Origin of the sequence: Campylobacter sp. IFREMER_LSEM_CL1846 (assembly GCF_025772105.1) — a bacterium.
GTDB classification, from domain to species: domain Bacteria; phylum Campylobacterota; class Campylobacteria; order Campylobacterales; family Campylobacteraceae; genus Campylobacter_D; species Campylobacter_D lari_D.
In genome coordinates this window covers 24,268-37,742 of record NZ_JAKMRM010000002.1, presented here as the reverse complement: position 1 = coordinate 37,742, position 13,475 = coordinate 24,268, and the positions used below count along the sequence as shown (strand labels likewise).

Here is a 13,475-nt window from a genome sequence, read left to right as displayed (position 1 = left end):
AAAAATGCAAACTCAAATCATTCCGGCATTAGACTTAATAGATGGCAAAGTAGTAAGGCTTTATAAAGGAGATTATACTAAAAAGCAAGAATATAGCTTCGATCCTTTAGCTAAATTTCAAGAGTATGAGACTCAAGGTGTTGTTTGGCTTCATTTGGTGGATTTAAGTGGTGCAAAAGATCCTAGCAAAAGACAACTAAAACTCATAGAAAACCTAGCTTCTAAGATTAGAGTAAATCTTCAAGTAGGTGGAGGAATTCGCACTAAAGACGAGGTTAAAGCTTTGTTTGATAGTGGTGTTAAACGCGTAGTTATAGGCTCTTTAGCGGTTAAAAATAAGCCCCTTACACAAGAGCTTTTAAATGAATTTGGCGTAGAAAATATAGTCTTAGCACTTGATAGTATTTGCGTTAAAGATGAGTTTTTTGTGGCTGTTGATGCATGGAGTAAAACAAGCGATGAGAGTTTGTTTGAGCTTTTAAATTTTTATAAAGATGTAAAACATATCTTATGCACAGATATTTCTAAAGATGGCACGATGAGTGGAGCAAACATCACTTTATACAAAGCTTTGCATGAGAAATTCCCACATTTGCAAACCCAAGCAAGTGGAGGCGTGGCGAGCTTAGAAGATTTTAAAAAGCTAAATGGCATAGTAAGTGGTATCATCGTAGGTAAAGCCTTGCTTGATAAAGAATTTAGCATAAAGGAGGCTCAAGAATGCTTACAAAACGCATAATTGCATGTTTAGATGTAAAAGATGGTAGAGTAGTTAAAGGGGTGCAGTTTAAAAATCATGAAGATATGGGAGATGTTATAGAACTTGCTAAATTTTACTCACAAAATGGCATTGATGAGCTTGTGTTTTATGATATTACAGCTTCAGCCAAGAATGAGCGTATCAATAGAGCTTGGGTAAGCAAAGTAGCACAAAATATCTCTATACCATTTTGCGTCGCAGGGGGTATAAAAAGCGAAGATGACGCAAAAGAACTTTTAGCAAATGGTGCTGATAAAATTTCTATTAATTCCCCTGCTTTAAATGACCCTGATTTAATCTCACGCCTTGCAAAAAGCTTTGGAGTTCAATGCGTAGTCGTAGGCATAGATACTTTTAAAGATGAAAACAACGAGCTTTTAGTATATAAATACACTGGAGATGAGAGCAAATCTCATCATAGTGGTAAAAAAACACTAGAATGGGTAAAGCAAGTATGTGAGCTAGGAGCTGGCGAAATCGTGCTAAATATGATGAATCAAGATGGTATGAGAAAGGGCTATGATCTTGATCAACTTGCTAAAGTTAGACAAATTTGTCCCGTACCTTTAGTAGCAAGCGGTGGCGCAGGAGCTAAAGAGCATTTTTTAGATGCTTTTAAGCTTGGTGTTGATGGGGCTTTAGCAGCTTCAGTGTTTCATAAAAAGCTGATAGATATTAAAGAATTAAAACTATTTTTAAAAGATCAAGGCATACAAATTCGCATTTAAAAGGAAAAGCTATGAATATAAATGAAGAAGAATTTATAAAAAGTATAAATTGGCAAAAGGTTAATAACCTTATCCCTGTGATCATTCAAGATTATCATTCTTGTGAAGTTTTAATGCAAGGTTTTATGAATGAACAAGCTCTAAGAGAGAGTTTTAAGCACCAAAAGGTTGTATTTTACTCACGCACTAAAGAGCGTTTGTGGATGAAAGGTGAGCAAAGTGGGAATTTCTTGCATATCATAGATATGGGACTTGATTGTGATAGAGATTGTATTTTAATCCTTGTAAAAGCTCAAGGCGCTACTTGTCATACAGGCGATACTTCTTGTTTTGAAACGCTTTCTAAAAAAGCTGATTTTGTATTTTTATCGCGTCTTGAAAGACTTATCAACTCACGCAAAAACACTTGTGCAAGCTCTTCTTACACGGCTGAACTTTTTTCAAAAGGCACTAAACGCATAGCACAAAAAGTAGGTGAAGAAGGCGTTGAAACCGCTTTGGCTGCTACTATTAAAGATAAAGATGAGTTGATAAATGAAGCTGCTGATTTACTTTATCATTTAGAAGTGTTATTAGCTGATGCGGATTTGAGTTTAAATGATGTGATTGCTAAATTAAAAGAAAGAAATACTAAATGATTGTTGCGAAATTCTACATATTATTTTTTAAATAAGATTAATTTAGTTTTATTAACATAAATCAAGAAAATTCAATAACACTTTATGTTAAAAGTCTATAAAACAAAAAAAAGGATTTTAATATGTTTCGTTCATTGTATTTTCGTATGAGAATAATTCATATTGTAGGTATTATAGTTTTGTTGATTAATGCTTATTTTTTTACTCAAAATATAATAGGTCAGATTATCCAATATTTTATGGCTCTCGCTTTGATTTTTCACGACACAGATGAGAAGAAATGGGGTGTGGATATGACTAAAACTATTACTAATGAGTTGGAAAATCTTTCTTTAAATTCTACTAGCAAAATTAATACTTATTTAAGTATAGAAAATGAGAAAATTCTTTCTTTGATAGAAAAATTCAAACAAAAAATCAAAAATATTCTTGTTGTTATCACACAAAAAAGCATCTGTGTAGAAAAAAATATAAAAGGTTTAGATGGTATCTCAAATGCCTTGTTTGATTCTAGTAAAACTATGAAAGAATTGATTGATTATACGCAAGATAAAAGTATGCAAAGTAATGATTTATTAGACAATTTTATAAAAGATATTTTATCAGGAAAAAATAATCAAGAAAATATGTTTGAAGTGGCACAAGAAATCAAATCATTGCTAGAAAATGTAAAAATCATAGTTGAAAAAATAGTTCTTCAAAATTCAGATTTAATCAAGCATTTTGATGATTTGCACTCGAATACACAATCTATTACTAAAATAGTAGAAGCTGTAAGAAATATAGCTGATCAAACCAATCTTTTATCACTTAATGCAGCTATAGAAGCAGCTCGTGCAGGCGAGCATGGAAAGGGTTTTGCTGTGGTAGCTGATGAGATTAGAAAACTAGCAGAATCGACTCAAAATTCTCTTTTAGATATTGATTTAAATGTAAAATCTATCACTCAAAATGTAGATAAAAGCAAGGAAAGTTTAAATTCTAGTAAGTTTAGCGTGGAAAATCTTCTTTTAGAAAGTAATACTACAAGCGAAAAGATAGATAGTTTTGAAACATTATTTCAACAAAATTTTAAAAACATAGAACAAATCATATCTCATAGTTCCACTACTAAAGAAAATTTAAATTTTATAGTAAAAAGTATCAATCACATAGTTGCTTTAGCAGATGAAAATCTTCAAAATTCACATAATATAAAAGAATTTTCAAGATACATAAAAGATGATTTTTCACAATTACAAAAAGAAGTTTCTAATCTATCAAGCTAGTATAAAGTTAAGCGTGATTTCTCACGCTTAATTAAGCAATATTTTTGAAAAGATTCACTAACTATATCGAGTAATTTTAAAAAAACTTTACAAAATTTTTACAAATGCCTTTTTGAAAAGTTATAGCAATTTTAATTTATTATGTTATAATAAATCATCATTGCATAGCGAGAAGTCGTCTAGCCGTTTATTTTTAGATTGACATCTCGTTATGTATTTAGAATTTTTATGAGTAACCTTAACGAAAACATAAATTTTTCCATCATACAGCCTAGAAAAACCGCAGTTTTAGTGGATTTGTCTTTTTTATAGAAAGATATAACACTTTAAAACATATCAAAGATATGACTCCTGAAGAATTAGCTAAAAGATTAAAAGATTATGTGTTTGAGTCTGTTAAAAGAAATAGAGATTATTTATATAGAGTTTATGTTCATGACTGCGAACCATTAAATAAAAATGTTCCTATGCCACCTATAGAAAAAACAGATAAATCATTAAATCTTGGAAAAACTGATACTTTTAAATTTAGAACTAGTTTGTTAGATTGTCTAAGACAGCAACCATATTTTGCTGTAAGATTGGGCGAGATTGATGAAAATAACTTCCAATGGAAAATCAAAAATTATGATAAATTTAAACAACTTTTATATAAAGAGATAGAAATCGATAGTTTAACTGAGGATGATTTTGTTTTAGATATTAGGCAAAAAGGTGTTGATATGAAAATAGGACTAGATATTGCTACTTTATCTATAAAAAAGCAAATTGAAAAAATCATTCTTATCACTGCAGATAGCGATTTTATACCGGCTATAAAACACGCAAGAAAAGAAGGGGTTATTGTTCAGTTAGATCCTATGAGAGTTCCAAATTCTCAAATCAAAAAAGGTTTATTAGAGCATATAGATATTCTTTCATCAGTCTTTAAAAATACTAGCAATTCTTAATTACACAATTCACATTATAAATTTATACAAGTTTTAGAAATATTTACATTTTTGGAACACTTATTGCTTTGTCTTGGTTAAGCAATAGAAGATTGTGAGATATTCACAAAGCAATATTTTTTAAAGGATTTAATTATGATGAGATCTCTTTGGGCTGGGGTTTCAGGACTCCAAGCACACCAATACGCAATGGATGTAGAAGGTAATAACATAGCCAATGTTAATACATTTGGTTTTAAGTATTCTCGTGCGGATTTCTCAACGCTTATGAGCCAAACTTCTAAGATAGCTACAGCTCCAGATGGCAACCTAGGTGGTAAAAACCCTATGCAAGTTGGACTTGGTGCAGGCGTAAATTCTACGACTAGAATTCACTCTCAAGGTAATATCCAAACCACAGATAAAAACACCGATATGGCTATTAATGGAGATGGATTTTTCATCGTATCAAATGATGGTGGTACCACTCAGTATTATACTCGTGCAGGGGACTTTAAAACAGATGCAGTAGGAAATTTCGTAGATAATAACGGCTATACTGTTCAAGGTTGGAATTATAATCAAGAAACAGGCCAAATTGACTCTTCAACCTCAGTAGGTGATATCGTGATCCCACCTGGTATGAGTATGCCAGCTAGACCAAGCTCTTCAGTAAAACTTACAGCAAATTTAGATAGTGGTAATACTTTAGGTATGAATGCTTCTGCTAAGCGTCCTATTTATGCACTAGATTCTACTCATGGTATGAGAACTGATACAGGAACAGCTATAGATGAAAATGATACCGGCCATACTGAATTTTACACTACTTCAAAAAGTGGAGCCCAAGTAACCGAAAAAGGTGTAGATATGGGCGTAGTGTTTAATGCTCAGGGTGAGGGTTTAAATTTAAGAAGTGGTCAAGGTATATGGGTAAGTTATGCTGATGCCAAACATACTTCAAATGTTAAAATGCACGCTGATTTACCACAAGATAGAGCAAAATGGCAAGCAAATACTCAATATACATATTGGGGTTTTAAAGATGGTGAAACAACTCATGCTGCAAAATTGAATATTACTATTAATGGTGTAAATATTCAAGCAGAAGGTGTGGGGCAAGAAACTTTCATCAATGCTATTAATGCTAAGACAGCTGAAACTGGTGTAGTAGCTTCGGTGGTAAATGGACAAATCACTTTTACAAACGATAATAGCACAGGAACCACAGCAAAATCTAAAAATTTGGATATTGTTATACATGATGATACTACAGCAGGAGGGCAAATTCAGACCAATGGAAATCCTCAAACAGACCCTTTAAACAATGTATTAACTTTGCAAGGTACTGCACGTAGGGCTTGGCTAGGAACAACAGATAATGATCCAGTAAATGGGGCAGCTAAAACTTCTGTTCAGGTTGTAACAGCTCATGAATATATTTATAGTCCAAATAGTGTAGATATAGGACCAAATCCTAATCCAAGCAACAACCCACCACAAAATATGCCTACAGCAAATGGACAAAGAGTTTTTCACACTACGGAAGATTTAAGAGAGCTTTTACAAAGAGATGCAAGATGGGGTGTGGATTATGATGGCGATGGAAGTTTAGAAAATGCAACCAATAATGGGCAAGGTGTTGGTGAAGATGCAAATCCTTTGGTTGAAGTAGTAGTAGAAAGTGATGGTAGATTTAAAATCACCAATCCTAAAGGGACAAATTCTAAGGATATGACTTTTAAAGTTACGGGTTTTTCAGATGAGGTAAATAAAATCGCTACAAATGATAAATTCACAGCGATGTTTAGTGCTTTAGATGGAAATTTCAATGCAGGTAATAATGAAAAATACTCTCAAGACATGTATCTTTCAGCTCATACTGCTAGTATAGAAATTTTTGATTCATTAGGAACTAGACATGAGCTAACTGTGCAATTTACTAAGCAAAGTAAAACAGCAGATGGTGGAGCTGAATGGTCTATCATCATCTCAGTACCTGAGCCTGCAGAGATTAATTTCAGTGGTGATGGTGCTCCAGGAAATATAGTAGTAGGAAATTTAAGATTTGGTAATGATGGCTCTTTACAAAGCTATACGCCGAATGTGTTAAATTTCACCGGAAATAACGGCTCAAAACCTGATCAAGTTATAAAACTTGACTTTGGTACAACAGGTGGTTTTGATGGTTTAACAAGCTATGATAAAGACTCAGCTACCACTAAACAAGAAACTGATGGTTACACAGGGGGTAACTTAAAACCAGATGCATTAAGAACCGATGAGAATGGTTATATCTATGGAGAATTTACAAATGGTAAAACTCTAGCTCTAGCTAAGGTTGCTCTAGCTACTTTCCCAAACAACATGGGTCTTGAAGAAATGGGTAATAACCTTTATAAAGCGACAGCAAACTCAGGAACAGCTACCATAGGTCATGCAGGCGAAGGCGGTAGAGGGGGCTTAAAAGGTTCAGCCATAGAAATGTCGAATGTGGATTTAAGTCGTGCATTAACAGAGCTTATCGTAATCCAAAGGGGTTATCAAGCAAACTCAAAAACGATTACCACAAGTGATCAGCTTTTAAATACTTTGCTTCAATTAAAACAATAATCTTAACCCAAGGTTTTAAAAACCTTGGGATCAAGCTTTACAAGGTTATCGAGGTAGCCTTGTAATACTTGATAGCCTTGAAGCCTTCAATCTATTGCTAACTCACTTCTTTCTTGCCTTAAGGAGTGAGTAGCATGATTTGCATATCGACAAGTTAAAATAAAAATTTATAAACTTGGATTTTTAAAATTTATCATTAATGGTTCTAGCCATTTGGTAGTTTCAAATATTTCTAGCTTGTTGTTTTTAAATTCTAAGAGTTTTTTATAATTTTGAGTATTGTCAAAAATAGTAATGCGATTACAGAACTTAGCAACGGTGTTAAAATTTTGTAAAGACTCGTAGTATCTTTTTTCTATAAGTTCTTCTTTTATATCATGCCCGCCTTTAGCTACGCGAATTTTAACTCTTTGTTTTGCTGTGTTTGGAGAGTCTAGTCCGATGTAGTAAAGATTTATAGTGTAAGAATTTTTTTGTAGCTTTTTGAATAAAGATAAAATGCTAGTGCCACAAAGTGTGGTTTCTTGGTTAAAATCATAAGCTTTTTTAATATAGTTTTCACGCATTTTAATGGCTATCCTTGAAGCTCTAAATTGATCTTCTCGATTTTTCCAATCACCAAAGCTACTTACGATTTCATCGATGTTGATTCTAAGTCCAAAGTCTTTGTTTTTTTCAAGTTCATTATAATATAAGGTAGTTTTTCCACATCCTTCGGCTCCTGCAAAAATAGTAGCTATTTTTTTCATTAATAAAGCCTTTATTTTATTGATTGATGAGAAATTTTAACATAAATTGTTTATAAGTGTTTTGAAAATAAATATAAAGTTTTTTGAAAAAGGTTCGATATAGTTAGTGAATCTTTTCAAAAATATTGCTTAATTAAGCGTGAGAAATCACGCTTAACTTCTTTTTGATTTTATTTAACTTTCTTTTATTAATCAAACTTAGATAAGAAATCAAAGATAAAAATGTGCAAGTTCCTAAAATAAGTGATAAAAATATAGGTGTATTAGCATTTAAAAGACTTACTAAAAATGCCATTACTCCCGCCATAGCAAATTGTGCTGCACCTAAGAGTGCTGAAGCACTGCCTGCATTTTGTTTTGATCTTGCCATAGCTAAGGTTGTGGTATTTGGCAGGATAAAACCCAAACTTGCTATGATAAAACATAAAGGAATTTCAAAAGCCCAAAAACCTAGCTCAAAAGTTGCACCCAAAATGAGTAAAAAAGTTAAAAAAGTAATTACCATAAGCGCTCTAGGGAGTATATAATAAGGAGAAAATCTAAGGACTAATCTTGCATTGATATTTGCACATATAACAAAACTTAGAGCATGAGCTCCAAAAAGGGCTGCGTATTGTTGCTCGCTTAATCCAAAAACGCGTGTAAAAACAAAAGATGAGCCGGTTAAATAAGCAAAAAAACCTGCAAAGATTAAATTCCCACAAAGTAAATACACCACAAAACGACGATCTTTTAGGATTTTTTTGTAACTTTTTGCAACTTCTTTGTGATTGAATTTTTTACCTTGGGTGTTGAGGTTGCTTTCTTTTAGAACAAAAATAACAAGTAAAAATAAAATAAAGCCTAAAATAAACAATGTCAAAAATATACTACGCCAAGAAAAAAATTCAAGTAAAATTCCACCAAAAGTAGGAGAAAGCATAGGTGCTAAAGAAGTAAAAACCATCATTAAAGCATAAACTCCTGCTGCTTCTTTAAGCTCAAAAACATCATTTACTATAGCTCTTGCTACGACTACACCCACGCAACCCCCTAAAGCTTCAAAAAAACGCAAAGCTATAAAAGCATGAATGGAATCAACTAAAACACAAGCAATACTTGAAGAAATAAAAATAAAAAGTCCTATATATAAAGGTTTTTTTCTTCCATACACATCACTTAATGGTCCATATAAAAGCTGACCTAAAGAAAAGGCGATGAAAAAACTTGCAAGAGAAAGTTGAGTGTAAAAAGAATTTGTTTGAAAGCTTTTTTCTACTTCATTTAAAGCAGGTAAATACATATCAGTTGAAAGTGGTGCTATGGCAGATAAAAAGCCTAGTATGATAATGAGTTTGAGTTTTTCAAAACCTTTTATTTGGGTGTGTTTTTGCATAAAATTTCCTAAAGTCTTTTTACCATTGTATAGCAAAAAGTCTAAAATAAACAATAATTTACATTTTTTAAAGGCAAATAAGATAAAATTAAACTAAAAATAATCAAGGAAAAATTATGAATATGCCTTTTAGTGATGAGGAATTAATCGAACCTGTAAAAGCCAGTCTAGCTAAAACTATGCATATTTTAGAAAATGATGGCGGAGGGCTTGATTTTTTGGGTGTGAAAAATGGTGTAGTTTATGTGAAGCTAACCGGAGCTTGTCATGGCTGCCCAGCTAGTGGGACGACTTTGAAATATGGCTTGGAAAAACAACTTAAAATCGATATACATCCAGATATTACTATAGTAAATTTAGCAGGCGGGGAAAGCGAATTTGCAAAATTATAAAAAAATAGCCATAGAATGTTTTTACAAAAAAGATTTTAAAAATGCTAAGATGTATTTTTCTCTCGCTTATGAAAAGCGTAAAAATAAGAGACTTTTAACTTTTATTAATATTTGTGATTTGGCTTTAAAAAGCCCTGAAGAAGCTTTTGTTTTTTTTGAATTTTTTATGCAAAATTATAAAAATACTAAAGTAGATAAAGACTTAGAAAAACTCATTAATCTTAGCCAAAGTGTGCAGTTTGAAGAAGATAGCGAAGATTTTGAGGGCTTGAGTTATCAAGATTTTTTACTTAGCGAAGCAAAAGTTGGGTTTAAACAAGCTTTAGAAAATGTTATAATATCTAATAAACTTATTATTAACGATAAAGAAGATTTTGTGGATTTTTTAGAAAAGCTTTTAGAACATGGTTATAAAGATATGCTCGTAGCTTATATGGAAGATGTTTCAGCGCATTTTTATTCTAATTATAGATTTATTAAGCTTAGTGAGAAAATCAAGGAATTAAATTATGATAGTAAAGATTGAAAATACTTTCATTTGTGATAATTCTAATGAATGCGAAAAAGATTGTTTTTTCTTAAAAACTACTCAAAATGAAAAATTTCTTCATCAAGCTTTAGAAAAACAAGCAAAAGTTATTGGCATTGGCGAATGCAAGAAGCTTTTAAATATAGATGAAAATATTAAAATCATAGGCATTACAGGCACAAATGGCAAGACAACTACCGCGGGGGCTATTTACTCTATCTTGCTTGATTTAGGTTTTAAATGTGCCTTAATGGGAACTAGGGGTAGTTTTATAAATGATAAAAATATCACTCCAAAAGGCTTAACTACTGCTCCTATTTTACAAACCTTAGAGTTTTTATCTTTAGCAAGTAAGGAAAAATGTGAATTTTTGATTATGGAAGTAAGCTCGCATGCTTTAGTGCAAAATCGCATTGAAGGGCTTGAGTTTAAGGCTAAAATTTTTACTAATATCACTCAAGATCATTTAGATTTTCATGGGGATTTTCAAAACTACCAAGCGGCAAAAGAAAGTTTTTTTACCGATGAGTGTATGAAATTTATCAACAAAGATGCAAAAGCTATAAATTTTAATGTCAAAGGTGCTTTTACTTATGGAGTGGAAAATCCAAGTTATTATCACATTAAAGCTTATGCTTTAAAAAATGGCATTGAAGCTGTGGTAAATTTTGGTAAAGAAACTTTTATGATTGATTCTTCTTTGGTGGGGCTTTTTAATCTTTATAATCTTTTGGCCGCAAGCGCTTGTGTAAATGAACTTGTTAAGCCAAATTTAAAAGAGCTTGAAAAGGCCATTAGTAATTTTGGTGGCATTGAGGGTAGAATGCAAGTGGTTGCAAAAGATGTGATTGTAGATTTTGCTCATACGCCCGATGGCATAGAAAAAGTTTTAGATGCTTTAAAATATCGTGATTTGATTGTGGTTTTTGGAGCAGGGGGAGATAGAGATAAAACTAAGCGTCCGTTAATGGCTAAAGTTGCCAAACACTATGCTAAAAAACTCATCATCACAAGTGATAATCCGCGTTCAGAAGAGCCAATGGATATAATTAATGATATTTTAAATGGTATAGAAAAAGATGAGAGTGTTTTTATAGAATGTGATAGAAAAGAAGCGATCAAAAAAGCATTAGAGCTTAAAACAAAAGATGATTTTGTAGTGATTTTGGGTAAGGGCGATGAGACTTATCAAGAAATCAAGGGTGTAAAATATCCTTTTAATGATAAACAAGTAGTATTAGAGATATTAAAAGAAGGAAAATAAATGTTTGAAAATATGGATTTTTCTAAAATGGGCGAGCTTTTAACTAAGGCTCAAGAAAAAGCAAATGAATTAGAGCAAGAAGCTTTAAAAAAAGAATTTAGTGCAAAAAGTGGTGGTGGTTTAGTAAAAGTTAGTGCTAATGGAAAAGGTGAAATCATCGATATAAACATTGATGATTCTTTGTTAGAAGATAAAGAGTCTATGCAAATTTTACTAATAGCAGCGATTAATGATGTGATGAAAATGGTAGAACAAAATAAAAAATCAATGGCTAGTAATTTATTTAGCGGAATGGGAATGCTATGAGAATTTTACTTTGTATTTTGGGTGTAGTTTGCACACTTTTTGCTGTGCCAAGACCGACTTTTAATGATTTTTTGGGTTGTTATGAAAAAAATAAAGCTAGTATGTTGATTTATGAGGGCTTACCTGCCTTTGCCTTAAATGAAAATACTTTAGCAGTAGTTAAAACTAAAAACGCGAAATTAAACAGCTATACTAAATATGATCCCTTTTTAAATTTGTATTTAGTAAAAACAGATTTTAGTTTAATTCCTGCACCTATGGGAAATGAAGAAGATTTAACACGCAATAGTTGGGTGGGAATTTTAGATAGCAATAAAAGCTATATAGGACATTTGAAGTATTTTGGGCAAAGTTTGACAGAGCGTGATCAACTTGACTTTGCTTCTAAAATCGGAGAACTTAACTCGCCGTGTTGTAAAATGCTTGGTATAAGTTTAGAAGATGGCAAACTTATAGGTAATCGTTATTTAAAACACTTTGCAAAATATCCTGATGCTTATTGGGGTGATATAGGTGTGGATTTTGATATGCGTGATGGCAAAATTTATGTTAAAAATGTGCGTAAAAATGGACAATTTTTACTTAATGATGAGCTTGTGAGTGTTGATGGACAAGCTTATGATGATTTAAGAAAACTAAATGAAAAAATTTTATTTGCTGATCGCGGTGCAACTTTATACTTTAATGTATTAAGAGATAATAAAGATGTTAATATCTCCACTATGGTTTTTGATAAAGACTTGGGTGCATTTGCTAAGCCTAAAAAAGTGGTTCAAACTAAGCCAAGTTCTTTTTATAGTAATCTAGGATTACGCGTAGATATGAAAATGAATGTTACAGAAGTTACTCCAAATTCTAAAGCACAAATGGCTGGATTTTTAAAAGGGGATAAGATTTTAAGAATTAATAATCAAAAAATCAACAATTTTAATGAACTTCAAGCTGTTTTAGCTCAAGCTAATACTTTTGATATTCTAGTCTCAAGACAAGCAAGCAATATCCCTTCAGCGAAAAATAATGACTTTGAGCATTTTAATAAAGGATACTTTGACTTTTTTATAAGGCTAAATAAGTGATTTTAGAAAAATTCAAACAGCATTTAGAGCAAAATTTTCCTAAAACTCAAAGTTTTCATCCATTTTTTAATGAAGCATTAAAATGGATGTTAGAAGCTGGTGGGAAGCATTTTAGAGCCCAACTGCTTTTGGGTATAGTTAATGCTAAAAATCCTGCTTTGTTTGAAAAGGCTTTAAATGCAGCTTTGGCTTTGGAATTTATCCACACTTACTCTTTAATACATGATGATTTGCCCGCTATGGATGATGCTTCTTTGCGTAGAGGAAAGCAAACTTTACACAAAAAATATGATGAAACTACGGCTATTTTAGTGGGCGATGCTTTAAATACTCAAGCTTTTTTACTTCTTTCTAAGCTTGATTTAAAAGAAAATGTTAGATTAAAACTCATAGAAACTCTAGCCTTTAATGCAGGGCTTGGTGGTATGATTATCGGGCAAGCTATTGATTGTTATTTTGAAGATATGCCTTTAAATTTAGAGCAAGTTGAGTTTTTGCACATTCATAAAACTGCAAGATTGATTGCAGCGGCTTTAAAAATGGGTTGTGAAATTTGTGAGTTAGATGAAAAAGAATGCGAGCAAATTTATGAAATAGGGCTTTTGATAGGATTAGTTTTTCAAATCAAAGATGATATTATCGATGCGACTTTAGATACTCAAGAAGCAGGAAAGCCAACTCATAATGATTTGCATAAAAATTCTTTTGTTAAACTTTTAGGTTTAGAAGGTGCTAAAAAGGCAAAAGATGATAAAATTGCTTTATGTGAAGAAAAAATGAAAAATTTAGACTCTAAGCTTGCTAATGAGCTTCAAATTTTGATTGATAAATATTTAAAAGGTTAAACA

The 13,475-nt window shown here is 31.9% G+C and carries 14 protein-coding genes; 12 read left to right on the top strand and 2 right to left on the bottom strand.

Annotated features, from left to right (window positions below):
• Positions 1–4 precede the first annotated feature (4 nt).
• From hisA to flgE, 6 genes are all read left to right on the top strand, one after another.
• On the top strand, positions 5–739 hold the full coding sequence (gene hisA / locus L8W40_RS01365; RefSeq protein ID WP_263664493.1) for a 1-(5-phosphoribosyl)-5-[(5-phosphoribosylamino)methylideneamino]imidazole-4-carboxamide isomerase: 735 nt from the start codon (positions 5–7) through the stop codon (positions 737–739).
• The gene (hisF, locus tag L8W40_RS01360) at positions 721–1,488 is read left to right on the top strand and encodes an imidazole glycerol phosphate synthase subunit HisF (protein WP_263664492.1); all 768 of its coding nucleotides are present in this window, start codon (positions 721–723) and stop codon (positions 1,486–1,488) included. Before hisA ends, hisF begins: the two co-directional genes overlap by 19 nt.
• Positions 1,489–1,499: 11 nt before the next feature.
• Positions 1,500–2,126: a bifunctional phosphoribosyl-AMP cyclohydrolase/phosphoribosyl-ATP diphosphatase HisIE gene (gene hisIE, locus L8W40_RS01355; protein WP_263664491.1), complete on the top strand. Its 627-nt coding sequence runs from the start codon at positions 1,500–1,502 to the stop codon at positions 2,124–2,126.
• Positions 2,127–2,248: 122 nt separating this feature from the next.
• Entirely contained in the window at positions 2,249–3,394 is a 1,146-nt protein-coding gene (locus L8W40_RS08035) for a methyl-accepting chemotaxis protein (RefSeq protein WP_012660856.1), read from the top strand.
• 344 nt (positions 3,395–3,738) lie between these two features.
• Positions 3,739–4,344: an NYN domain-containing protein gene (locus L8W40_RS01345; RefSeq protein WP_263664490.1), complete on the top strand. Its 606-nt coding sequence runs from the start codon at positions 3,739–3,741 to the stop codon at positions 4,342–4,344.
• A 135-nt stretch (positions 4,345–4,479) separates the two neighbouring features.
• On the top strand, positions 4,480–6,936 hold the full coding sequence (gene flgE / locus L8W40_RS01340) for a flagellar hook protein FlgE (protein ID WP_263664489.1): 2,457 nt from the start codon (positions 4,480–4,482) through the stop codon (positions 6,934–6,936).
• Positions 6,937–7,103: 167 nt separating this feature from the next.
• Here flgE and L8W40_RS01335 read toward each other — a convergent pair whose 3' ends face one another.
• The gene (locus L8W40_RS01335; protein ID WP_263664488.1) at positions 7,104–7,685 is read right to left on the bottom strand and encodes a zeta toxin family protein; all 582 of its coding nucleotides are present in this window, start codon (positions 7,683–7,685) and stop codon (positions 7,104–7,106) included.
• A 133-nt stretch (positions 7,686–7,818) separates the two neighbouring features.
• A complete protein-coding gene (locus tag L8W40_RS01330; RefSeq protein ID WP_263664487.1) occupies positions 7,819–9,060 on the bottom strand; it encodes a multidrug effflux MFS transporter in 1,242 nt (413 codons plus the stop codon).
• A gap of 122 nt (positions 9,061–9,182) precedes the next feature.
• Between L8W40_RS01330 and L8W40_RS01325 the strand changes: the two genes are divergently transcribed.
• The 6 genes from L8W40_RS01325 to L8W40_RS01300 are packed head-to-tail and all read left to right on the top strand — an operon-like array spanning position 9,183 to position 13,472.
• Positions 9,183–9,452, top strand: a complete 270-nt coding sequence (locus L8W40_RS01325; RefSeq protein ID WP_039619526.1) for an iron-sulfur cluster biogenesis protein NfuA — start codon at positions 9,183–9,185, stop codon at positions 9,450–9,452.
• On the top strand, positions 9,439–9,978 hold the full coding sequence (locus L8W40_RS01320; RefSeq protein ID WP_133319159.1) for a histidine kinase: 540 nt from the start codon (positions 9,439–9,441) through the stop codon (positions 9,976–9,978). Before L8W40_RS01325 ends, L8W40_RS01320 begins: the two co-directional genes overlap by 14 nt.
• Positions 9,962–11,245 carry a UDP-N-acetylmuramoyl-L-alanyl-D-glutamate--2,6-diaminopimelate ligase gene (locus L8W40_RS01315; protein ID WP_263664486.1) on the top strand — a complete coding sequence of 428 codons (1,284 nt, stop codon included), beginning with the start codon at positions 9,962–9,964 and terminating at the stop codon, positions 11,243–11,245. Before L8W40_RS01320 ends, L8W40_RS01315 begins: the two co-directional genes overlap by 17 nt.
• Positions 11,246–11,551: a YbaB/EbfC family nucleoid-associated protein gene (locus tag L8W40_RS01310; protein WP_039667857.1), complete on the top strand. Its 306-nt coding sequence runs from the start codon at positions 11,246–11,248 to the stop codon at positions 11,549–11,551.
• Entirely contained in the window at positions 11,548–12,627 is a 1,080-nt protein-coding gene (locus L8W40_RS01305; protein ID WP_263664485.1) for a PDZ domain-containing protein, read from the top strand. Before L8W40_RS01310 ends, L8W40_RS01305 begins: the two co-directional genes overlap by 4 nt.
• On the top strand, positions 12,627–13,472 hold the full coding sequence (locus L8W40_RS01300) for a polyprenyl synthetase family protein (RefSeq protein WP_220567046.1): 846 nt from the start codon (positions 12,627–12,629) through the stop codon (positions 13,470–13,472). The genes L8W40_RS01305 and L8W40_RS01300 overlap by 1 nt, the downstream gene beginning before the upstream one ends.
• Positions 13,473–13,475: the final 3 nt, after the last annotated feature.

Bases quoted from the DNA above. Each gene is read 5' to 3' on its own strand.
- hisA (WP_263664493.1), top strand. From the start codon at position 5: ATGCAAACTCAAATCATTCCGGCATTAGACTTAATAGATGGCAAAGTA.
- hisF (WP_263664492.1), top strand. From the start codon at position 721: ATGCTTACAAAACGCATAATTGCATGTTTAGATGTAAAAGATGGTAGA.
- hisIE (WP_263664491.1), top strand. From the start codon at position 1,500: ATGAATATAAATGAAGAAGAATTTATAAAAAGTATAAATTGGCAAAAG.
- L8W40_RS08035 (WP_012660856.1), top strand. From the start codon at position 2,249: ATGTTTCGTTCATTGTATTTTCGTATGAGAATAATTCATATTGTAGGT.
- L8W40_RS01345 (WP_263664490.1), top strand. From the start codon at position 3,739: ATGACTCCTGAAGAATTAGCTAAAAGATTAAAAGATTATGTGTTTGAG.
- flgE (WP_263664489.1), top strand. From the start codon at position 4,480: ATGATGAGATCTCTTTGGGCTGGGGTTTCAGGACTCCAAGCACACCAA.
- L8W40_RS01335 (WP_263664488.1), bottom strand. From the start codon at position 7,685: ATGAAAAAAATAGCTACTATTTTTGCAGGAGCCGAAGGATGTGGAAAA.
- L8W40_RS01330 (WP_263664487.1), bottom strand. From the start codon at position 9,060: ATGCAAAAACACACCCAAATAAAAGGTTTTGAAAAACTCAAACTCATT.
- L8W40_RS01325 (WP_039619526.1), top strand. From the start codon at position 9,183: ATGCCTTTTAGTGATGAGGAATTAATCGAACCTGTAAAAGCCAGTCTA.
- L8W40_RS01315 (WP_263664486.1), top strand. From the start codon at position 9,962: ATGATAGTAAAGATTGAAAATACTTTCATTTGTGATAATTCTAATGAA.
- L8W40_RS01310 (WP_039667857.1), top strand. From the start codon at position 11,246: ATGTTTGAAAATATGGATTTTTCTAAAATGGGCGAGCTTTTAACTAAG.
- L8W40_RS01305 (WP_263664485.1), top strand. From the start codon at position 11,548: ATGAGAATTTTACTTTGTATTTTGGGTGTAGTTTGCACACTTTTTGCT.